Origin of the sequence: Qipengyuania sp. HL-TH1 (genome assembly GCF_036365825.1) — a bacterium.
Classification (GTDB): Bacteria; Pseudomonadota; Alphaproteobacteria; order Sphingomonadales; family Sphingomonadaceae; genus Qipengyuania; species Qipengyuania profunda.
Genome location: NZ_CP142675.1, coordinates 1,007,351 through 1,027,509, shown reverse-complemented (window position 1 = coordinate 1,027,509; position 20,159 = coordinate 1,007,351). Strand labels below are relative to the sequence as shown.

18 protein-coding genes, 2 tRNA genes and 1 pseudogene are annotated in these 20,159 nt (G+C 64.7%); 15 read left to right on the top strand and 6 right to left on the bottom strand.

Features of this window, described 5'->3' with window-relative positions:
* Nucleotides 1–3: 3 nt before the first annotated feature.
* From VWN43_RS05595 to VWN43_RS05570, 6 genes are all read left to right on the top strand, one after another.
* Nucleotides 4–297 (top strand): hypothetical protein, encoded by a 294-nt coding sequence (locus tag VWN43_RS05595; RefSeq protein ID WP_320180335.1) that lies wholly within the window; start codon nucleotides 4–6, stop codon nucleotides 295–297.
* Nucleotides 294–809: an acetolactate synthase small subunit gene (gene ilvN, locus VWN43_RS05590; RefSeq protein WP_253516048.1), complete on the top strand. Its 516-nt coding sequence runs from the start codon at nucleotides 294–296 to the stop codon at nucleotides 807–809. Before VWN43_RS05595 ends, ilvN begins: the two co-directional genes overlap by 4 nt.
* 109 nt (nucleotides 810–918) lie before the next feature.
* The gene (gene ilvC / locus VWN43_RS05585; RefSeq protein WP_320180336.1) at nucleotides 919–1,953 is read left to right on the top strand and encodes a ketol-acid reductoisomerase; all 1,035 of its coding nucleotides are present in this window, start codon (nucleotides 919–921) and stop codon (nucleotides 1,951–1,953) included.
* A 37-nt stretch (nucleotides 1,954–1,990) separates the two neighbouring features.
* Nucleotides 1,991–2,590, top strand: a complete 600-nt coding sequence (locus tag VWN43_RS05580) for a DUF6151 family protein (protein WP_320180337.1) — start codon at nucleotides 1,991–1,993, stop codon at nucleotides 2,588–2,590.
* Nucleotides 2,591–2,668: 78 nt separating this feature from the next.
* Nucleotides 2,669–3,313 (top strand): YceI family protein, encoded by a 645-nt coding sequence (locus VWN43_RS05575; RefSeq protein ID WP_320180338.1) that lies wholly within the window; start codon nucleotides 2,669–2,671, stop codon nucleotides 3,311–3,313.
* A gap of 43 nt (nucleotides 3,314–3,356) precedes the next feature.
* The gene (locus VWN43_RS05570; protein ID WP_320180339.1) at nucleotides 3,357–4,505 is read left to right on the top strand and encodes an alpha-hydroxy acid oxidase; all 1,149 of its coding nucleotides are present in this window, start codon (nucleotides 3,357–3,359) and stop codon (nucleotides 4,503–4,505) included.
* A 119-nt stretch (nucleotides 4,506–4,624) separates the two neighbouring features.
* Here the strand turns inward: VWN43_RS05570 and VWN43_RS05565 are convergent, their stop codons facing one another.
* Together VWN43_RS05565 and VWN43_RS05560 are read right to left on the bottom strand one after the other, a co-directional pair.
* The gene (locus VWN43_RS05565) at nucleotides 4,625–5,752 is read right to left on the bottom strand and encodes an epoxide hydrolase family protein (RefSeq protein WP_320180340.1); all 1,128 of its coding nucleotides are present in this window, start codon (nucleotides 5,750–5,752) and stop codon (nucleotides 4,625–4,627) included.
* Nucleotides 5,749–6,177 (bottom strand): PaaI family thioesterase, encoded by a 429-nt coding sequence (locus VWN43_RS05560; RefSeq protein ID WP_320180341.1) that lies wholly within the window; start codon nucleotides 6,175–6,177, stop codon nucleotides 5,749–5,751. The genes VWN43_RS05565 and VWN43_RS05560 overlap by 4 nt, the downstream gene beginning before the upstream one ends.
* Before the next feature lie 227 nt (nucleotides 6,178–6,404).
* Here VWN43_RS05560 and leuA point away from each other — a divergent pair, with 227 nt between their 5' ends.
* Nucleotides 6,405–8,087 (top strand): 2-isopropylmalate synthase, encoded by a 1,683-nt coding sequence (gene leuA, locus VWN43_RS05555; protein WP_320180342.1) that lies wholly within the window; start codon nucleotides 6,405–6,407, stop codon nucleotides 8,085–8,087.
* Here the strand turns inward: leuA and VWN43_RS05550 are convergent.
* Nucleotides 8,084–9,889, bottom strand: coding sequence for a sensor domain-containing diguanylate cyclase (locus VWN43_RS05550; RefSeq protein WP_330768332.1), 1,806 nt, complete (start codon nucleotides 9,887–9,889; stop codon nucleotides 8,084–8,086). The genes leuA and VWN43_RS05550 overlap by 4 nt on opposite strands.
* A gap of 241 nt (nucleotides 9,890–10,130) precedes the next feature.
* Between VWN43_RS05550 and VWN43_RS05545 the strand changes: the two genes are divergently transcribed.
* Nucleotides 10,131–11,180, top strand: coding sequence for an amidohydrolase family protein (locus tag VWN43_RS05545; RefSeq protein ID WP_320180344.1), 1,050 nt, complete (start codon nucleotides 10,131–10,133; stop codon nucleotides 11,178–11,180).
* A gap of 83 nt (nucleotides 11,181–11,263) precedes the next feature.
* On the top strand, nucleotides 11,264–12,232 hold the full coding sequence (locus VWN43_RS05540) for an NAD(P)H-dependent flavin oxidoreductase (RefSeq protein ID WP_320180345.1): 969 nt from the start codon (nucleotides 11,264–11,266) through the stop codon (nucleotides 12,230–12,232).
* Here VWN43_RS05540 and VWN43_RS05535 read toward each other — a convergent pair.
* The 3 genes from VWN43_RS05535 to VWN43_RS05525 all read right to left on the bottom strand — a co-directional run bounded on the left by VWN43_RS05535 (nucleotide 12,229) and on the right by VWN43_RS05525 (nucleotide 14,158).
* The gene (locus VWN43_RS05535) at nucleotides 12,229–12,729 is read right to left on the bottom strand and encodes an AHH domain-containing protein (protein ID WP_320180346.1); all 501 of its coding nucleotides are present in this window, start codon (nucleotides 12,727–12,729) and stop codon (nucleotides 12,229–12,231) included. The genes VWN43_RS05540 and VWN43_RS05535 overlap by 4 nt on opposite strands.
* Before the next feature lie 40 nt (nucleotides 12,730–12,769).
* Nucleotides 12,770–13,576, bottom strand: coding sequence for a hypothetical protein (locus VWN43_RS05530; protein WP_320180347.1), 807 nt, complete (start codon nucleotides 13,574–13,576; stop codon nucleotides 12,770–12,772).
* Between the two features lie 96 nt (nucleotides 13,577–13,672).
* Complete coding sequence (locus tag VWN43_RS05525; RefSeq protein ID WP_320180348.1) at nucleotides 13,673–14,158, bottom strand: flavodoxin family protein; 486 nt, start codon at nucleotides 14,156–14,158, stop codon at nucleotides 13,673–13,675.
* A 79-nt stretch (nucleotides 14,159–14,237) separates the two neighbouring features.
* Between VWN43_RS05525 and recJ the strand changes: the two genes are divergently transcribed.
* The 6 genes and pseudogenes from recJ to VWN43_RS05495 all read left to right on the top strand — a co-directional run bounded on the left by recJ (nucleotide 14,238) and on the right by VWN43_RS05495 (nucleotide 20,151).
* A complete protein-coding gene (gene recJ / locus VWN43_RS05520) occupies nucleotides 14,238–16,016 on the top strand; it encodes a single-stranded-DNA-specific exonuclease RecJ (protein WP_330768328.1) in 1,779 nt (592 codons plus the stop codon).
* Nucleotides 16,017–16,100: 84 nt separating this feature from the next.
* Nucleotides 16,101–16,175 (top strand) — tRNA-Glu (locus VWN43_RS05515).
* Between the two features lie 45 nt (nucleotides 16,176–16,220).
* Nucleotides 16,221–16,295 (top strand) — tRNA-Glu (locus VWN43_RS05510).
* 64 nt (nucleotides 16,296–16,359) lie between these two features.
* Nucleotides 16,360–17,547, top strand: a complete 1,188-nt coding sequence (locus tag VWN43_RS05505) for a sensor histidine kinase (protein WP_320180349.1) — start codon at nucleotides 16,360–16,362, stop codon at nucleotides 17,545–17,547.
* A gap of 158 nt (nucleotides 17,548–17,705) precedes the next feature.
* Nucleotides 17,706–18,989, top strand: a complete 1,284-nt coding sequence (locus VWN43_RS05500; protein WP_320180350.1) for an OprO/OprP family phosphate-selective porin — start codon at nucleotides 17,706–17,708, stop codon at nucleotides 18,987–18,989.
* A gap of 114 nt (nucleotides 18,990–19,103) precedes the next feature.
* A pseudogene (locus tag VWN43_RS05495) lies at nucleotides 19,104–20,151 on the top strand (substrate-binding domain-containing protein).
* The last annotated feature ends 8 nt before the right edge of the window (nucleotides 20,152–20,159 follow it).

The following is a 20,159-nucleotide window of genomic DNA, read 5'->3' as shown; positions in this document are numbered from 1 at the left end:
GGCATGATGGCGAAAATTCCGCAGGGCTTCGAAGCGCGCGCCGAGCGTCGCAGCTGGTATTCGCGTGCGGATGCGGAAAGCCTGCTCGACTGGCTCGAAGACAATGGGCACCGCTTCGTGGGCATGGACGTGGCGCAGAAACAGGACGACGGGAACTGGACGCTGTTGGCCGACCGGCTCGACCTGACGCGGCAGACCGAGAATTTCGAAGCGGTGCGCATGGGCCGCGTTTTCCTGACCGAATATGATGGCGACGGCCGGATGTTCGAACCCGTATGGCAGGATCGCGCGCGATGAAGATCACCCAGGAGGCGAACGAACGGCACGTCCTCAATGTCATCGTCGATAACGAACCGGGTATTCTCGCCAAGATCACCGGCATGTTCACCGCGCGCGGGTACAATATCGACAGCCTGACCGTGGCCGATATTTCCGAAGATCACGCGATCAGCCGCATCACCATCGTGACCCGCGGGCCCGAACCGGTGATCGACCAGATCCGCGCGCAGCTCGAACGGCTGGTGCCCGTCCACAAGGTCATCGATCTCACCGAAAGCGGCGAGCATGTCGAGCGCGAGCTGGCGTTGGTCAAGGTCGCCGGCAAGGGCGACGACCGGGTCGAGGCGCTGCGGATTGCCGAACTGTTCCGCGCCAATGTGGTCGATACCACTACCAGCAGTTTCGTGTTCGAACTGACCGGCTCGCCCGACAAGATCGACAGTTTCATCGTCCTGATGCGCGAGCTCGGCCTGGTCGAGGTCGGCCGCTCGGGCATCGTGGGAATGATGCGCGGGGCCCAGCCCGACTAAGCGAGACAATTTCATCGCTCCGGCATAAGCGGGAGCCTATCCAACCTATCGCCAGCGGGCGACCTTATCTGGGCCCCTGCTTCCGCAGGGGCGACGCGAGGGAAAAACAATGCAAGTTTATTACGACGCCGATTGCGACCAGCAGCTGATCAAGGACAAGAAGGTCGCGATCGTCGGCTATGGTAGCCAGGGTCATGCCCATGCCCAGAACCTGCGCGACAGCGGGGTCGGCGAGATCGCCGTGGCGCTGCGCGAAGGCTCGGCCAGTGCCAAGAAAGCCGCCGATGCGGGCTTTACCGTCAAGACCGTTGCCGACGCCGCCGCATGGGCCGACGTCATGATGATCCTCGCACCCGACGAGCACCAGGCGGCGATTTATGCCGATGAAGTCGCCGGTCAGATGAAGCCGGGCAGCGCGCTGGCCTTCGCGCATGGCCTCAACATCCATTTCGGCCTGATCGACCCGCCCGCCGATGTCGACGTAATCATGATCGCCCCCAAGGGCCCGGGTCACACCGTGCGCGGCGAATATATCAAGGGTGGCGGCGTGCCCTGCCTCATCGCCATCCACCAGGAATCGAGCCAGTCGGGCGGCAATGGCTTCGCCAAGCAGCTCGCGCTGTCCTATGCCAGCGCGGTCGGCGGTGGCCGGTCGGGCATCATCGAAACCGATTTCAAGGAAGAATGCGAAACCGATCTGTTCGGCGAGCAGGCGGTGCTGTGCGGCGGGATCACCCATCTGATCCAGGCTGGGTTCGAAACGCTGGTCGAGGCGGGATACGCGCCCGAAATGGCCTATTTCGAATGCCTCCACGAAACCAAGCTGATCGTCGACCTGCTGTATGAAGGCGGGATCGCCAACATGCGCTATTCGATCTCGAACACGGCCGAATATGGCGACATCAAGACCGGCCCGCGCATCATCACCGACGAGACCAAGGCCGAGATGAAACGCGTGCTGAAGGACATTCAGTCGGGTCGGTTCGTCAAGGACTTCGTGCTCGACAACCAGGCGGGCCAGCCCGAACTCAAGGCCAGCCGCAAGGCCGCCGCGGCGCACCCGATCGAACAGACCGGTGCTCAGCTGCGCGCGATGATGCCCTGGATCGGCGCCAACAAGCTGGTCGACAAGGACCGGAACTGACCCTTAGTGTCGGCATCCGTCGAGAGGGGACTCGCCGATGGATGCCGACAACCGACTGAACTTTGCCTGCGCCTGCGGGACGATCGCGGGGACGATCCACCGGGCGACCCCCGACCACGGCGACCATGTCGTCTGCCATTGCACGGATTGCCAGGCCCTCCCGGCTTTTCTCGGGGCCGCCGAGCGTATTCTCGATGATGCGGGAGGCACGGCGCTCTACCAATCACGCTGCGCCCGGCTCGAATTCGCGCGCGGCAGCGAGCGGCTCGCCTGCCTGCACCTGACCGACAAGCCGACGCTGCGCTGGTATGCGATGTGTTGCGACACGCCGATGTTCAACACCTATGCCACCGGCCGGATCCCCTACGTCACCACCATTCTTGCCAATTGCGAAGCGGCGGGGCGCAACCGCCTCGGCCCGCCGCTCGGCCATCTGTTTCTCGAGGATGCCCCGGGACCGACGGCAGGCCTCAAGCCGCTGTCGATGAACCGGCTGATGCGGGGTTTTCTGGTGCGGATGGTGAAGGATTACGTTTCGGGAGATCATCGCCGCAATCCGCTGTTCGATCCCAAGACCCTGCAACCAATCGCCACGCCGCGGCGGCTCACACCCGAACAGCGCCTCGCACTCTCGTAACGTGGGCGCGCGTGCCGTGCGCGGGAACGGGTACTTGCCGACGATCATTCAGAACTAAGCATCAACAGGAGGCCGACCATGAAGAAATCGATCCTTGCCCTCGCGCTCGCCGCAAGCGGCAGCCTTGCCGTGACCGCAATCTCTGCGCAGGAACAGCCGCAGGTGCCCGGCGCCCCCGATGTCAGCCGGGTCCAGGCAGGCGACTATACGCTCGATGCTTCGCATACGCTGGTCAGCTGGCAGGTCGGTCATTTCGGCTTCAACGACTATTTCGGTCTGTTTGGCCAGATCGAAGGGACGATGACGCTCGACCCAGCCAATATCGGGGCAACCGAGTTCGACATTACCGTGCCGATCACCAGCGTCTCGGTGCCCAGCGAAGGGCTGCGAGACCATCTGCTGCGACCGGGCAAGGATGGAGCGGCCCCCGACTTCTTCGGCCCCGAACCTGAAGCGGCGCGCTTCGTTTCCACCTCGGTCCGGCGCACGAGTGAGACGACCGCGGTCGCGACCGGGCAGCTGACGATGAATGGCAAGACCCGTCCGGTCACGATGCTGGTTGAATTCTCCGGAGCCGGCGAAAATCCTATGAGCAAGGCGCAGACCGTCGGCTTCCACGCCCGCGCGCGGATCGACCGTACGGCGTGGGGCATCAGCTATGCCGCACCGCTGGTCGACCCCATGGTCGACCTTGAAATCAGCGCTGCCTTCGAACGCGACTAAAGCCCTCTCGACAAGCGCATGACGAGCGGCCACGGTCCGCCGCATGCGCTTGTCAGACTGCCACAATATCGACGATTTCCGCCGCCTTGCGCGGCGACGGCTGCCGTGGCCGGTGTTCGACTACATCGACGGCGCCGCCGATGACGAGATCACCAAGACGCGCAATACCAGCGCCTTCGACGAGGTCGACCTCGTCCCCGATGTGCTGGCGGGGGTCGGCGAGATCGACGCCGGCTGCACGATCATGGGTCGCCGCAGCGCGCTACCGCTGATGCTCAGCCCGACCGCGCTGCAGCGGGCCTTCCACAAGGACGGCGAGCGGGCGGTCGCCAGGGCGGCGGCAAAGTTCGGCATCTGGTTCGGCATCTCCAGCCTCGCCACCCATTCGATCGAGGAAATCGCCGCGCTCACCAGCGGCCCGAAGCTGTTCCAGCTCTACGTTCACAAGGACAGGGGGCTCAACGCCTCGATGATCGAACGCTGCCGCGACGCGCAATTCGACGCGCTGGCGCTGACGGTCGACACGATCGTTTCGGGCAAGCGCGAACGGTGCCTGCGATCGGGCTTTACCACCCCGCCCCGCTTCAGCGCTTCCTCGCTGTGGAGCTACGCCACGCGCCCGCGCTGGACGCTCGACTATGTGTTCGGGCCCAAATTCCGCCTGCCCAATCTCGATGGGCATGTGCAGGAAGGCAGCGGGAAATCGGTCAGCATCCAGGACTATTTCAACACCATGCTCGATACGAACATGGATTGGGACACTGCCGCGCGCATCCGGCAGGACTGGGGCGGCACTTTCGCGCTGAAGGGCGTGATGAGCGCCGCCGACGCGCGCCGCGCGGTCGAGATCGGCGCCGACGCGATCTGGATCTCCAACCATGGCGGCCGCCAGCTCGATGGCAGCCGCGCACCCTTCGACCAATTGCGCGAGATCGTCGACGCAGTCGGTGGCGAGATCGAGATCGTCCTCGATGGCGGGGTCCGGCGGGGCACGCATGCACTCAAGGGCCTCGCGGCAGGCGCCACCGCCGCCTCGGGCGGCCGCCTCTACCTCTATGCGCTTGCCGCCGCAGGTCAGGAAGGTGTCGAACGCGCGATCGAAATCCTCAAGGAAGAGATCGAGCGCGGCATGCGGTTGATGGGTGTGACCTCGATCGACCAGCTCACCGCCGATCGGCTGCGCTGGCGGTAAGCGCTCACCCAGTCACTGCGAGCGCAGCGAAGCACTCCAGTCCTTCGCTTGGCTGCCAGTCCCGCACCTTCCGGATTGCCGCGTCGCCTGCGGCGCCTCGCAATGACTGGGCTCGGAATTCAAACCATCTTGGCGAAACAGGCGCGCAATTCCTGCACGAACAGCTCGGGCTGCTCCCAGGCGGCGAAATGCCCGCCGCGCTCGACTTCGTTCCAATAGACCAGTTTGGTCAGCGTCCGCTCCGCCCATTCGCGCGGTGCGGGGAGGATTTCTCCGGGAAACGCGCTCGCGCCTGCGGAGATCGCGACGATGCCTTCGCCGAAACTGCCGAAGCTTTCCCAATACAGCCGCGCCGCCGACGCTCCGGTCGCGGGCAGCCAGTAGAGCATGATGTCGTCGATCACCTGGTCCATCGACAGGACATCCCATGGCGAACCGTCGTTATCGGTCCAGAAATAGACCTTCTCGAGCATCCAAGCAGCGAGGCCCACCGGCGAATCAACCAGTGCGTAGCCGATCGTTTGCGGGCGCGTGCTCTGCTGCTTCGAATAGCCCGAATCCCACTGCTGATAGAACCCCAGCCGCTGCAGCGCCTTGAGCACTTTGGGATCCTTGCTTTCCATATCGCCGGGTCCGGGACGGCCGATCGGCATGTTGAGATGGATGCCGCGGCACCCGTCGGGCGCAAGCTGGCCGATGGCGGTGGTCACTGCGGCGCCCCAATCGCCCCCTTGCGCAACCCAGTGGCCGTAGCCGAGCCGCTGCATCAGTTCGGCCCAGGCGCGTGCAATGCGCTCGACCCCCCAGCCCGTCTGCCCGGGCTTGCCCGAAAAACCGTAACCGGGCAGCGACGGCGCGACGACATGGAAGGCAGGCGCCGCCGGATCCGAAGGCTCGACCAATTCGTCGATCACACCGAGGAATTCGACCACCGAACCCGGCCAGCCATGCGTGATGATCAGCGGCAGCGCATCCTCGCGCGACGAGCGCTTGTGGAGGAAATGAATATCGAGCCCGTCGATCTCGGTGGTAAACTGGCCGATGGAATTGAGACGCGCTTCGCAGCGCCGCCAGTCATATTCGATCCGCCAATAGGCGACCAGTTCCCTGAGCGCCGCCAGCCGCGTGCCCTGCGACCAGTCGTCGACCGGTTCTTCCTCGGGCCAGCGGGTCTGGTCGAGCCGGTCGGCCAGCGCCACCAGCTGGTCTTCGGGAATGGCGAGTTCGAACGGGCGGATCGCGGTCATGCCGGCTCGCCCGTCGCTTTCTTCGAGGCTGCCACCACCCGGCTCATATCCGCGAGCAGGATCGTGCTTGTCGCTTTGGCGAGCACGTTACCTTCCGCATCCTTGAGATGGCCTTCGTAGAAGCTCGTCCGCTTGCCATGCCGTTCGACCCACGCCTCGGCCACGACCAGCCCGGGCCGGGTCGGCGCGAAATAGCTGACCTTGAGTTCCAGCGTCATCGGGACGATGCCCGGCCCGTTCTTCGCCATCGCCGCATGCGCCATCGCCGCATCGATCCATCCGCTGATGAAGCCGCCCTGCACCACGCCGCCCGAATGGCATTGCTCGCGCTTGGCCTCGTATTCGAGGCTCGCATGGCCCTTCGCGTCGGTCGATACGACCCGTATCAGTCCCAAAGTCTCGTTTAGCGAATGCCCCTCGGCCATGCTCTCTCCTGCGCAGCGTGAAATATAATTTCTCGCGATGCCCAAGACTGTTTTGCTTTACAACCCTACCTGGCTTTCGCATAGTAATTGCCATGCACATTGCACTCGGCCTGACCCTGCGACTTACCCGCCCTTGGGCGTGATAGCTGGCGTACCTCTCCGGGTGCGCTAAGCGCCCAAGGGACCGACTTTCACCCAGCCAGTTACGCTACAGCCGAGTACATCCCATGCCCATGCTCCGCGATCCGAGCAGCAAATATTCGCCCTTTCCGCAGGTTCCCCTCGCCGACCGCCAGTGGCCGACGCGTACCGTCACTGCGCCGCCGCGCTGGCTCAGCACCGATCTGCGCGACGGCAACCAGGCGATCGTCGATCCGATGGACGCGCATAAGAAGAACCGGTTCTTCGACCTGCTGGTCGAAATCGGGGTGCGCGAGATCGAGGTCGGTTTCCCCAGCGCGGGCGCGACCGAATTCGATTTCATCTCCGGCCTCGTGCAATCGGACCGCATTCCCGACGATGTATTCGTCCAGGTACTCACCCAAAGCCGCGAGGATCTGATCCGCACCAGTTTCGCCAGCCTGACCGGCGCGAAGCAGGCGATCGTCCACCTCTACAACGCAGTCAGCCCGGCGTGGCGAGAAGTGGTCTTCGGGATGACCAAGGACCAGGTCCGCGACATCGCGGTTCACGGCGCCAAGGTCATGCGCGACGAAGCGGGCAAGCAGCCCGGTACCGACTGGCATTTCCAGTACAGCCCGGAGACCTTCTCCACCGCCGAGCTCGATTTCAGCCTCGAGGTCTGCGAGGCGGTGATGGAGGTGCTGGCCCCGACACCCGACCACCCGATCATCCTCAACCTGCCCGCCACGGTCGAGGCGGCGACGCCCAATATCTACGCCGACCAGGTCGAATATTTCATCCGCAATTTGCCCAATCGCGACAGCGCGGTGATCAGCCTGCACACGCATAACGACCGCGGCACGGGCGTCGCGGCGGCCGAACTGGCCCTGATGGCCGGGGCCGACCGTGTCGAAGGCTGCCTGTTCGGCAATGGCGAGCGTACTGGCAATTGCTGCCTCGTGACGATGGCGCTCAACATGTACACGCAGGGCGTCGACCCGGGGCTCGACTTTTCCGATATCGACCGCGTGATCGAGACAGTTGAATATTGTAACGAACTGCCCGTTCACCAGCGCCATCCATACGGCGGCGAACTGGTCTACACGGCTTTTTCGGGTAGCCACCAGGACGCGATCCGGAAGGGTTTCGGCGCGCTCGAAACGCAGAACGACCCGCACTGGCGCGTCCCCTATCTGCCGATCGACCCCGCCGACCTCGGACGCAGTTACGAAGCAGTAATCCGGGTCAATTCGCAATCCGGCAAGGGCGGCTTCGCCTGGGTGCTCGAACAGGATCAGGGCCTCAAGCTGCCCAAGAAGATGCAGGCCGATTTCGGCCCCCACGTCCAGCGCATGGCCGATGCGCTGGGCCGCGAACTCAACGCTGCCGATATCTGGGACGCGTTCAAGGCCGCCTATCACGTCCAGACGAGCGACAAGCATTTCCAGCTGGTCGATTACGAGGAACGCCGCGGGACCGACGGGACGCGGCTGTTCACGGGGACGATCGCGGTCGCGGGTCAGGAACAGACCGTATCCGGTCGCGGCAACGGCCTGATTTCCTCGGTGCTGACGACGATCGAGGATGCCTTTGGCCTGCATCTGGAAGTGGTCGACTATACCGAACACGCGCTGACTGCCGGACGCGACAGCCGCGCGGCCGCTTATCTCGAATGCCGCGATGCCGCAGGGCGGACGATTTGGGGCTGCGGGATCGACGAAGACGTGGCGACCGCCAGCGTCAGGGCGGTGCTGAGTGCCGCGAATTCGGCGGTTGAAGACGCCTAGCTGACCACGGTCAGCGGTAGTTTCCTGACCGGCCCTTCGCGCGGCCCGAAACGGTCGATGTCCTGTGCGTGGCGGAGGCAATTGCGTCCCGAGGCCTTGGCCGAATAGAGCGGCCCGTCCGCTGCCTGGAGGGCCATGGTCGAACTGCACCGCTCCGCAATCCGGGCGACGCCGACGCTGGCAGTAATCGAGAAGGCGCCGCCATCGCTATCGGTCATGACATGGCGCTGGATGGCGAGCCGCAGGCGCTCGCAAACCTTCGATACTGTCTCCAATGCCGGACCGACCGCAACCATCCCGAACTCTTCCCCGCCGACCCGGGCGAAGAAGCAGTCTTCCGTGGCGGCCTCGCGCATGATCTCCGCGACCTGCTTGAGCGCCATATCGCCCACGGTATGGCCATAGGTATCATTGACGCGCTTGAAGTGGTCGAGATCGATCAGCGCCAGCGCGAAGGGATGGTCGTGGGCGCCCGCGAGATGGCCTTCGAGGACATCGAGGAAGGCCCTGCGATTGGGCAATCCGGTCAGCGCATCGGTCCGCGCTTCCAGCGTGGCCTGAAGCTCCTCCAGCTTGCGTTCGGTCACGTCGCGAATGGTGACGACGAAGGCCGAGGGGTGTTGCTTGGACGATTCGACCGCACGCAGCTTGGCTTCGAGCCAGATGGTCTGGCCGCCGCGCACGACGGACCGTTCGAAAATCTCCGTCCGACCCGGATGCTGCACGGCAGCGGCAAGCGCAGTAGAGACGATCGCTTTATCGGTATCGCTGAAAAATACCGCCAGTTGTAGATTCATAACCTCCTCGATACCGCTCAGGCGCTGCGATGAAGGCGATGCAAAGCGGATCGTCCCGTGCCGGTCGAGATGCAGCAGCGCATCGTCCGAATGGTCCGCGATGAGCCGCAGCATGGCTTCGCGATCGACCAGCTCCTGCATGACCCGTTCACGCTGGTTGAGTGCGACAGCAAGCGGGAAGGAGATCAGCAACAATCCTGCGAGGTAGAATTGGAGGAACAGTGCCTTCTGCCACAATGGGATGGCCAGTTCGGCAAGGATGCCAGCGTCCATCCCGAGCGATCCGGCAGCGGCTATCGAGATGGTCAGCACCGCAATGGAGGCACCGAACCGCCCGAAACGGAAGCTGGCGAGCACCAGCGGGACGATCGGCAGGAATAGCAAAGGCAAGGTCGACTGGAGGAAGGCGACCAGCGAAATGACGATCGTCAGCACCACCATTCCGGCAAAGGACGCGACCCTCTCCCGCCGCTTCAACAACGCCTGCGGTCCAGAGCGTCTCGCGGAACCCAGCAACAAGACCAGCGGCATGACCAGCAGGGTGCCGAGGCCATGCGCGACCGCCCACGAGAAGGCATGGTCGTGCCATTCGCCGCCGACGATCTGCGTGACCACGATTCCCCCCGCCACCGACGATGGCAGCGGGCCAACCAGTCCGGCGAGAAAGCCCAGCCAGACGATCCCGCTCTCACGATCGAGATAATCGCGCTGAGGCCGGAAATGCAGCAGCAGCCGCGCGATGAACCAGGCCTCGAAAATATTGATCAGCCCCAGCGGGAAGGCCCATTCGTGGCCGAAACCGAACAGGCTTGTCGCCAGCGTGCTCAGCACGACCAGCACCGCGGCTGCCATGAGGTGGCGTGATCGCGGAAGAGAAAGGAACAGGGCCGCGGCAATCGCGGTTCCGGGCCAGACCAGCGCCAACCCGCCGGCGAACCGCGTCCAAAAGATCGTGAACGAGGTCACGACAAAGAAAATCGCGCCGTAAAGAGCGATCTGCCACACCGGGTGCGTTCGAGGTAATGCCCGTCCCATAAGGCAGCGATAGAGCGGTAAGGTTAACGGCTGGAAAGGATTGCGTCAGGAAACGCCCCTACCATTTTACCGCGCGATTGCGGCAACTGCCAATGGAGCGAAGCCCGCCAATTTTCCTTGTCAGGACTGCGGTCCATGTGTTCCATCGTCGCAGGCCCCGGAACGGGGGCCGAACGATACCTATAGGGCAGCGAAGGGGAGAGAGCCGCCGATGACCGAAGAGATCCTCGAACCCGGACTGCCGATCATCGATCCGCACCACCATCTGTGGGACCTGCGCGCGCTGGTGCCCGCCTTTCCCGAACCGCGACACGATTTCATCGAAGCGATCGCGGGCGCGGCCTATTACACCTTCGACGCGCTGCATGCCGACACGCATTCGGGCCACAATATCGTGGGCACCGTCTTCATGGAATGCGGCGCCTTCTACGACGCCGCGCGCGATGAGGCGATGAAGCCGGTCGGCGAGGTCGAGTTCGTCAATGGCGTGGCAGCGCAGGGGGCAAGCGGCCTCTATGGCGATTACCGCCCCTGCGCGGCGATCGTCGGACATGCCGATCTGACATTGGGCGATGCGGTCAAGCCCGTGGTCGAGGCGCTGGTCGCGGCGGGCAATGGCCGCTTCAAGGGGATTCGCCACAGCGCCGCATGGGATGCCGATCCCGCAGTGCTCGGCCCGCCCTTCCATGCCCCGGAGGGCCTGTATGGCTCGGACGCCTTTCGCGCCGGGATGGCCGCCTATTCCGAATATGGCCTGACCTTCGATGCCTGGCTGCTGGAACCGCAGCTTGACGATGTGCTCGCGCTCGCCAAGGCTTTCCCCGACCAGCAGATCGTGCTCGACCACTGCGGCACGCCGCTCAACATCGCCTGCTATCACGGCAAGTTGCACGAGCGTTTCGACGGCTGGCGCCGGTCGATCCGGGCGATTGCCGAATGCCCCAATGTCGCGGTCAAGCTGGGCGGGCTGGCGATGGCCTTCTGCGGCCTGCCCGACACCGGCCCCGACAAGGGCCACAATTCGGAGCATCTCGCAGGACTGTGGCGGCCCTATATCGAGACCTGCATCGAAGCCTTCGGCGCCGACCGGGCGATGTTCGAATCGAATTATCCCGTCGACCGCTGGGGCGCGAGCTATCCGGTGCTGTGGAACGCCTTCAAGCGGCTGGCCGCTGGGCATAGCGCGGCGGAGAAACACGCGCTGTTCGCCGGCACCGCAGCACGCATCTACGATATCGAGCACGTCCTCCCCGCCACTTGACGTTGACGTAACGTCACCCTCGACAAGCGCGGGAACGCGCCATACGCCCACGTCTCACGAAACCAGCGAGGAGCCCGCCTACCATGACCCTGCCCGCCCCCTTCGACAAACTGCGCATCCCCGTCATCGGATCGCCGCTGTTCATCGTATCCGGGCCGGAGCTGGTTATCGCGCAGTGCAAGGCGGGCATTGTCGGCAGCTTCCCCGCGCTGAATGCGCGGCCGCAAAGCCAGGTCGACGAATGGCTCCACCAGATCACCGAGGAACTGGCGGCGCATAACCGCGACAATCCCAAGCGCCCGGCCGCGCCCTATGCGGTCAACCAAATCGTCCACAAATCGAACGACCGGCTCGATGCCGACATGCAGACCTGCGCCAAATGGCAGGTGCCGATGGTCATCACCTCGCTGGGTGCGCGCGAGGAAGTGTTCAACGCGGTCAGCGGCTGGGGCGGGATCACCATGCATGACGTGATCAACAACCGCTTTGCGCACAAGGCGATCGAAAAGGGCGCAACGGGGTTGATTCCCGTGGCTGCAGGGGCCGGCGGGCATGCCGGCGTGCTCAGCCCCTTCGCGCTTATGCAGGAAATCCGCGAATGGTTCGACGGACTGGTCGCGCTTTCGGGTTCGATCGCGCATGGCCGCTCGATCCTTGCCGCGCAGGCACTCGGCGCCGACTTTGCCTATATCGGCTCGCCATGGATTGCGACCACCGAAGCCAATGCCGACGAACGCTACAAGCAAGCTATCGTCGAAGGCGGCGCCGATGGCATCGTCTACACCAATCTGTTCACCGGGGTGCACGGCAATTACCTGCGTTCGAGCATCGAGAGCGCCGGGCTCGACCCCGACGATCTGCCCGTGAGCGACCCGACCAAGATGAACTTCGGCAGCGGCGGCAATACCAAGGCCAAGGCGTGGAAGGATGTGTGGGGTTCGGGCCAGGGCATCGGCACGGTCACCGCCAGCGCACCGGTCGAGGACACCGTGGCGCGGCTCGAACGCGAATACACTGCGGCGAAAGAAGCGCTGGCGCGCGCGACTGCCTAGGGCGCGGTCGCGCCCCACAGGATTTCGGCCATCGCGTCGAGGTCGGTGAAATCCATCCCCTTGCCTACCGGGTCCTTGCGGTTGAGCCGCAAGGGCTGGCGTTCGTCGAGCAGCCGCCGACGTAGCGCCCGCTGGAGCAGCGAGAATCGCATCAGCGCGGTATCCGCCGCACCGCGTGGATCGGCCAGCGTCTGGCGTGACCAGCGCCGCTCGATCCGGCCGACGCGTTCGATGACCATCGCATTGTAATCGCGGTGCGGCCCGCGGTGCAGCGGCAGCGCAAGCCGCCGCACCGCCTCCTCGCGCGCAGGCAGCAGCAGCCCGTTGCGCCGGAAGTCGTCGAACCCGATCCGGTCCTTGCCCAGCGTCTCGATCAGCGGGGCGAAACACGTTTTGCCGAGCAGCTCGCAGGGCAGCAGGTGATGCCTCTGAAGCGCCGGATCGTACTGCGGCGACCCCCGCCGGTTGACCGCGCGAAACGGCAAGCGACGGCGCATGTGCGAGGGAGTGTATTGCGTGCCCTCCCCCATATCGCACCTAGGCTGGGCGGAGCTTGAGGAGCCCCATCGGAAGATCGGTTTCGAGCGTAAAGACCTCGCCGCCCTCGGTCGTAAACTTCTGCGGCCCGTCTGGTCGCGGGTAGCCGACCAATTCCTGAACGATGCGGACCGCCAGACGCGTGGCGGCCAGGCGATCGCGGCATGCCGCAGGATCGATAGCGAGTTCGCAGCCGATGAAGAACCGCAGGCCCTCGCTCCGCAGTCCACCCTGTTCGTCGAAGTCGAACCCGAGCATTCCGAGCGCGGGAAACGGCCCCCCGCCGAGCCAGGCATCGACCGTCCGGGCAAAGAACCGGGGCGCAATCGCGGTGCGCGCCAACGGCCAGCAAACCGTCTGCACGCCCTCGAGCGCGTCGGTCAGCGCAGCCCCAAGGCCCAGCAGCGTGCGGATGATCGGCAAGGCATGCGCGCCTTGCGCGATATGCGGGCCGGGAACGAGCGCAATCGCCTCGCTATCGAGCAGGGAGTCGATATCGCAATTGTACCGGTAGGCGACCTCGGGCGCGGACAAGCCCGGGCCGGGCGAGAGTCCCAACAGGTCGAATGTCAGCCCGTCGGCGAGAAGCTCGAGCCAGTCCTCCCCCGCCGCGGCCCGCTGCGGCGGATCGGCGACATGATGAGCAGGATCGGCCTGCGCGGGATCATGGCTGACCACGGCGCGCGGAATAGTTGCCAGCGCTGCGGCCACGGCCGCGCGGTCGGGCCGCTGGCCACGGTCGAAGATCAGCATCAGGCCGGGTCGGGTGCCCCCGTCCTGGTCGCCGCCTTGCGCATCCACTGTCACCGAAATCGCCGTCCTTCTGCCCGCGGGGTGGTCTTGGCGGCTATCGGATAATCCGTCGAGTCTTCGCAGCCCAACCGCTCGGATGTGGAGCGAGTTCTAGAAAATGCCCTGCGCGATGCCCTCTGCCAGCGCCGCGCCGAGTTCGGCCGCGCGCGCACGCTCGCTGTCACTCACGGTTTTCGGAGCGAGGATCTCCTCGGGCTCCTGCGCATCGGTCTTGACGATCCACAGATCGGTCACGCGCTTCAGCCGCCAGCCGGTTGCGATCCGGTCGATTTGCCGCTGCGCGCCCTCGCCATCCGATCCCGCCGCAATCACCGTCGCGTAAGGGCGCCCCTCGATGCGTCCAAGGACGGGGTAATAGCAGCGGTCGAACATCTCCTTCATCTCGCCGCTCATGCTGGCGAGGTTTTCGGGACAGCAAAACAGATAGCCGCCTGCAGCGAGCAGATCGTCCGGCGCGGTATCGCAGGCACGCAACAACCGCGCGCCCTCGCCCGCGCCCTCGCAGGCTGCTGCGGCCAGCTGCTCGCTGGTGCCGGTGCGGCTGTGCCAGATGATGAGGAGCGGGCCCGTGGACATGCCCGAAGCATCGCCCGCGCCTGTCGATTGTCAATCACCGGAACTTCCGCTGCCCACAAGCAGGGGCTATTGCCCGGTTATGGCATCGCAGGCCCTTTCACACGTATTCGGCGTATCCTCGTCGCTCACCGGCCGCGCATGGCGCTGGCGCGGCGGCAATATGGAACTGGGTGCCAAGCCGACGCTGGGCGACGATATCGTCCGCCAGCTGCTGCTGTCGCGCGGCGTCGAGGCCGCCGATATCGAACGGCATCGCCAACCGACCCTGCGCAATTTCCTGCCCGATCCGTCGCTGTTCCGCGATATGGACGTTGCGGCCGACCGGATTGCCCAGGCGGTCATCGCGGGCGAAACGATCACCATCTATGGCGATTACGACGTCGATGGGGCGACGAGTTCCGCGCTGCTGATCCGCCTTTTACGCGAACTGGGCGTTGAGGCGGGCTATTACATCCCGGACCGCCTGCTCGAAGGCTATGGCCCTTCGGGCGAAGCGCTGGTCAAGCTGGGCCAGGCGGGCTCCAGCCTGATCGTCACGGTCGATTGCGGCGCCATGGCGCATGAGGCGCTGGGGATGGCGCATGCGGCAGGGATCGACGTGATCGTGGTCGATCACCACAAATGCAGCCCCGATCTTCCGCAGACGGTCGCGCTGGTCAATCCCAACCGGCTCGACGAAGAAGACGAGGCCGCCGCGCATGGGCATCTCGCCGCAGTCGGCGTCGCATTCCTGCTGGCGATCGCACTGGTCCGTACGCTGCGCCAGCGCGGTTTCTTCGCGGAGCGCAAGGAACCCGACCTTCTCGCGCTGCTCGATGTCGTCGCGCTGGGCACCGTCGCCGATGTCGCCGCGCTGCACGGTCTCAACCGCGCGTTCGTCGCGCAGGGGCTCAAGGTCATGGCGCGGCGCGACAATATCGGCATGGCTGCGCTGATCGACGCCAGCCGGCTGAAGCGCAGTCCCGCCTGTTCGGATCTCGGCTTCGCGCTGGGGCCACGAATCAACGCGGGTGGGCGCGTCGGCGAATCGACGCTCGGCGTCCGCCTGCTGACCACGCGAGACCCCGAAGAGGCGCGGACCATCGCCGCGCAATTATCCGCGCTCAATGAAGAACGCCGCCTGATCGAGGCCGAGGTTCAGGAAGCGGCCGAACAGCAGCTGGCCGCCCAACACAATCGCGCGGTCCATCTGGTGGCGGGCGAAGGCTGGCATCCGGGTGTGATCGGGATCGTTGCCGGGCGGATCAAGGAAAAGACCGGCAAGCCCGCGCTGGTCATCGCGCTCGATGGCGAAACCGGCAAGGGATCGGGTCGCTCGATTTCCGGCGTCGATCTCGGCGCGGCGATCATCCGCGCGCGTGACGAAGGCCTGCTGGTCGCCGGCGGTGGTCATGCGATGGCTGCCGGTCTGACGGTGAGCGCCGACAAGGTCGATGCGCTTGCCGAATGGCTCGATCGCACGCTGGAGGGCCAGGTGGCCCGCGCCTCTGCCAGTCGCGAGATGGCGCTCGACCTCGCGGTGTCGCCCGGCGGGCTGACCTCCGAACTGGTCAATTCGCTCGAGGAGGCCGGTCCCTATGGTGTCGGCTGGCCAGGACCGCGCGTGGCGGTGGGGCCGGTGCGTCTCGTCAAATGCGACATCGTGGGCACCGATCACGTCCGCCTGATCGCCGCCGGTGACGACGGCAAGAGCTTCAAGGGCATCGCATTCCGCGCAGCCGACAGCGATATGGGCCAGGCGCTGCTGCATGGTTCGCGCGGGCGCCGGCTATGGCTGGCAGGCCGGGTGAAGATCGACGATTGGGGCAGCCGTCCGCAGGCCGAACTGCACCTCGAGGACGCCGCCTGGGCCGATTGACCGAAATGCGTGCATTGGAGGGTTGACGACCCGCACCCCCACGCCTAATTGGCCCGCCACGCCACCGACCCGCCATGCGGGCGTGGCCCGTTCGTCTAGCGGTTAGGACGCGGCCCTTTCACGGCTGAAACACGGGTTCGATTCCCGTACGGGTCACCACGGTGGGGTGTTGCATCTGCAATTTCTTGCCAGCGCCACATCTGTGGCCCGTTCGTCTAGCGGTTAGGACGCGGCCCTTTCACGGCTGAAACACGGGTTCGATTCCCGTACGGGTCACCATCTCACCACATCATCGGGAAAAGCAGGTGGCGCGGCGAACCGCGCCCCGCTAAGCCGCGCAGCAATGAGCGAGCGTAGTTTTCCCTGGTCCGGATTCGTGCTGGCGCTGCTCGCCTGCATCATTCTCGCGACGCTCGGTACCAGCCTCGTCTATGCCGCCCTGATCTTCATCGTGTGGATCGGCTCGCTCTATCTCGTTGCTGCGCGCCCGCCCGAGGTAAAGGAGGCCCCCGTCGGGCCATCCTTCACCCGCGACAACATGGCCGATTTGTTCGAACATTCGGAAACCCCGGTGGTCATCACCGAACGCGACCGGGTGATCATTGCCAATCTGTCGGCGCGCAAGCTGCTGGGCGGCCATATCGTCGGGCAGGATGTGCGCATGGCGCTGCGCCAGCCCGAGGCGATTCGGCTGCTGGCGCGCAATGCCGAAGGCGGCGCGGTGGTGCGCGGCCTCAACCGGCGGACCGATATCTGGCGGATAAACCGCAAGACTCTGCCGGGCGAGCTTGCGGTGATCGAATTCGTCAACAAGACCGCCGAAGCCGACATCGCCCGCGCGCATACCGATTTCGTTGCCAATGCCAGCCATGAACTGCGCACGCCGCTGGCCGCGATCATCGGTTATGTCGAAACGCTGCGCGAGGATGTCGAGAATCTCGATCCGAATACGGCCGACAAGTTTCTCGCGATCATCCAGCGCGAGGGGAAACGGCTTCAGGATCTCGTGAGCGATCTCATGTCGCTCTCGCGGATCGAGGCGGAAAAGCACGATCTGCCCGATCGCACGCTCGAATTTTCCAAGCTCGCCGAACGCGCCGCGCATGACGCGGCCAGCGGAGAACGCGGCGAATTGCTCGATTTCAAGTCGGCAGGCGAATTCGTCATCCGCGGCGACCGGCAGCAGCTCGAACAGCTGGTCCGCAATCTGGTCGACAATGCCTTCAAATACGGGAAGCCGGGCCAACCGGTTACCGTCCGGCTGCATCCCAAGGGCCAGAACCGGCTGCGGCTGACCGTGACCGATCGCGGCGACGGGATCGCTCCCGAACACATCCCGCATCTCACCCGGCGTTTCTATCGGACGGATCCCGGGCGCAGCCGCGCTTCGGGCGGCACCGGACTGGGCCTGGCGATCGTCAAGCATATCGTCGAACGCCATCGCGGGCGGCTCGATATCGACAGCACGCTGGGCGAAGGCACCCGCGTGACAGTCATCCTGCCGCTGGAAAAAGACGACAAGGAAAGCTGAGCCGGGGCCCTGGCGGCCTGCGCGGTAGCCGTACGGTGGATGGGCCGCGCACGTTCGATGTCATATATCTGCAACATCATGGTCATAGTGGCGTCGTCGATCCGTAACCCTCCTTACAAGAGAATCGATTGATGCGCACCCGCTCACGCCTTTGTCTGGTGACCCTTGCACTTGGCTGCGCCTTGCCCACCCCGTTGCTTGCGCAGGACGCTGCCGAAGATCTGGCCGCGCTACGCTTGCAGCTTGCAGCGATGAATGCCCGCATCGACCAACTTGAATCCGAGCTGGAGGCGACGCGCGCTGCGCCCGCAGTCGCAGCGCCCGCTCAACCGGCAGCAGACACACCGGTTGCTGCTCTCGGCAAGTCGGACGGCTGGAGCTTCAAGCCCCGCGGTCGGCTGATGTTCGACGCGGGCTTTACCTCGGCCCCCGCGTCGACCGGCGCTGCGGACGGCTTTGGCAACGAAGTGCGCCGCGCGCGGCTCGGCGCTTCGGGCGACATGCCGGGCGGTTTCGGATACAAGTTCGAAGTCGATTTCGCGGGCAACGAAATTTCCGTGGCCGACGCCATTCTGTCCTACGAGGACGGCCCGCTTGAGGTGAGCATCGGCCAGCACAACACCTTCCAGTCGCTCGAAGAACTGACCAGCAGCCTCCACACGACCTTTATCGAGCGCGCTGCCTTTACCGATGCCTTCGGTTTCGAGCGCCGCCTCGGTGCCTCGATCACCTACGCCCGCGGCGATTTCCTCGCCCAAGCCGGCGTCTTCACCGACAATATCGAGGATACGGACAGCAAGAACCGCGGCGTCGATGCGCGGCTCGTCTACATGCCGAAAGCCGGTGATGCGCAGCTGCATTTCGCGGGCTCGGTCCATTACAACGACCTCGATGATGCCGCTACGCAGCTGCGGTATCGCCAGCGCCCGCTGGTGCACTTCACCTCGCAGCGCTTCATCGACACCGGCAGCATGGAGGCCACCAGCGAAACCGGTTTCGGGCTCGAGGCGGCCGCGATCGCCGGGCGCTTCCACGTGGCAGCCGAAGGATACTGGCAGACCGTCGCCATGCCCGCGCTGGCAAGCGATCCGACCTTCTTTGGCGGCTATGCCGAAGCTGGCGTTTTCCTGACCGACGATTCGCGCGGGTACAAAGGTGGCAAGTTCGATCGCACCAAACCGCAGCGCCCGGTTGGCGAAGGCGGCTTCGGATCGCTCCAGTTCACGCTTCGCTACGACCATCTCGATCTCAACGACGCGGGGATCCTGGGCGGACGCCAGGCGGGCTATCTCGCCTCGCTGATCTGGAAACCGACCGACTATACCGCGCTATTGGTCAATTACGGCCGTGTGCAGTACGAAGATGCCATCCTGCCCGCCGCCAATGGCGATACCTCCTATGGCGTCGATGCCTTCGGCGTCCGTGCGCAAATCGATTTCTGACAGGCCGGGAAACGCGTTTATTTCCGCGCTGCGGACCACTGGTCAAAATATTGTCGCAACCATGTAACATTGGGGCGCTTTTGCGCCGCTAGCTAGACTTACAAGGGGTTATCCATGAGCAAGACCAAATCTTTCATCTTCGCCGCGGCATCGGCTGTCGCCCTCACCGCCTGCGGCGCCAATGGCGGCGACGGCGGATCGCGCGATCTCGATCCGCGCGGTCGGCTCCTCGACGGTATTCCCCTTCGCCAAGGCCGTATCCGAAGCCTTCGTGCGTGCGCAGCCCGACTACCGCTCGCCGATCATCGAATCGACCGGCACCGGCGGCGGGATGAAACTGTTCTGCGCCGGCCTCGGGGCGGACACCCCCGACATGACGCATGCCTCGCGCCGCATGAAGGCGAGCGAATTCGCCGACTGCCAGGCCAATGGCGTGACCGACGTCATCGAAATCCAGGTCGGGCTCGACGGGATTGCCTTCGCCTCGGCCAAGGGCGGGATCACCATGAGCCTGACCCCCAAGCAGGTTTACGAGGCGATTGCCGCTTCGCCCTATGGCGGCGAACAGACCAACCAGACCTGGTCGGATGTCGATCCCTCGCTCCCCGACCAGCCCATCCTCGTCTACGGTCCGCCCAGCACCTCGGGCACGCGCGACGCGCTCAAGGAACTGGTGCTCGAAGTCGGCTGTGACACCAATGCCGAAATGGAAGCCTTGAAGGACAGCGACAAGGATCGCCACGCGCAGCTGTGCACCGAAGTGCGCTCCGACGGCGCCTATGTCGACCAGGGCGAGCAGGACAATCTCATCGTCCAGAAGATCGAGGGCAATCCCAACGCCGTCGGCATCTTCGGCTACAGCTATCTCGAGGAAAATGCCGACAAGGTGCAGGGTCTCGACATGAACGGCGTCGCGCCGACTTACGAGAACATCGCCAATTTCGACTACCCCGGTGCGCGGCCGCTCTATGTCTACGCGAAGAAGGCGCATCTCGATGCGATCCCCGGCCTGCGCGAATACCTGCTCCAGTGGACCAAGATGTGGGCCAAGGACGGGGAACTGGCCAAGATCGGCCTTGTCGCATCGCCCGAGGACGTTATGGCGACCAACCTGAAGGCAGCCACCGAGTACACCACGCTCGACGGCGCGCAGCTCAAGTAAGGTCTGAA

Bases quoted from the DNA above. Each gene is read 5' to 3' on its own strand.
- VWN43_RS05595 (WP_320180335.1), top strand. From the start codon at position 4: ATGATGGCGAAAATTCCGCAGGGCTTCGAAGCGCGCGCCGAGCGTCGC.
- ilvN (WP_253516048.1), top strand. From the start codon at position 294: ATGAAGATCACCCAGGAGGCGAACGAACGGCACGTCCTCAATGTCATC.
- ilvC (WP_320180336.1), top strand. From the start codon at position 919: ATGCAAGTTTATTACGACGCCGATTGCGACCAGCAGCTGATCAAGGAC.
- VWN43_RS05580 (WP_320180337.1), top strand. From the start codon at position 1,991: ATGGATGCCGACAACCGACTGAACTTTGCCTGCGCCTGCGGGACGATC.
- VWN43_RS05575 (WP_320180338.1), top strand. From the start codon at position 2,669: ATGAAGAAATCGATCCTTGCCCTCGCGCTCGCCGCAAGCGGCAGCCTT.
- VWN43_RS05570 (WP_320180339.1), top strand. From the start codon at position 3,357: ATGCGCTTGTCAGACTGCCACAATATCGACGATTTCCGCCGCCTTGCG.
- VWN43_RS05565 (WP_320180340.1), bottom strand. From the start codon at position 5,752: ATGACCGCGATCCGCCCGTTCGAACTCGCCATTCCCGAAGACCAGCTG.
- VWN43_RS05560 (WP_320180341.1), bottom strand. From the start codon at position 6,177: ATGGCCGAGGGGCATTCGCTAAACGAGACTTTGGGACTGATACGGGTC.
- leuA (WP_320180342.1), top strand. From the start codon at position 6,405: ATGCCCATGCTCCGCGATCCGAGCAGCAAATATTCGCCCTTTCCGCAG.
- VWN43_RS05545 (WP_320180344.1), top strand. From the start codon at position 10,131: ATGACCGAAGAGATCCTCGAACCCGGACTGCCGATCATCGATCCGCAC.
- VWN43_RS05540 (WP_320180345.1), top strand. From the start codon at position 11,264: ATGACCCTGCCCGCCCCCTTCGACAAACTGCGCATCCCCGTCATCGGA.
- VWN43_RS05535 (WP_320180346.1), bottom strand. From the start codon at position 12,729: ATGCGCCGTCGCTTGCCGTTTCGCGCGGTCAACCGGCGGGGGTCGCCG.
- VWN43_RS05525 (WP_320180348.1), bottom strand. From the start codon at position 14,158: ATGTCCACGGGCCCGCTCCTCATCATCTGGCACAGCCGCACCGGCACC.
- recJ (WP_330768328.1), top strand. From the start codon at position 14,238: ATGGCATCGCAGGCCCTTTCACACGTATTCGGCGTATCCTCGTCGCTC.
- VWN43_RS05505 (WP_320180349.1), top strand. From the start codon at position 16,360: ATGAGCGAGCGTAGTTTTCCCTGGTCCGGATTCGTGCTGGCGCTGCTC.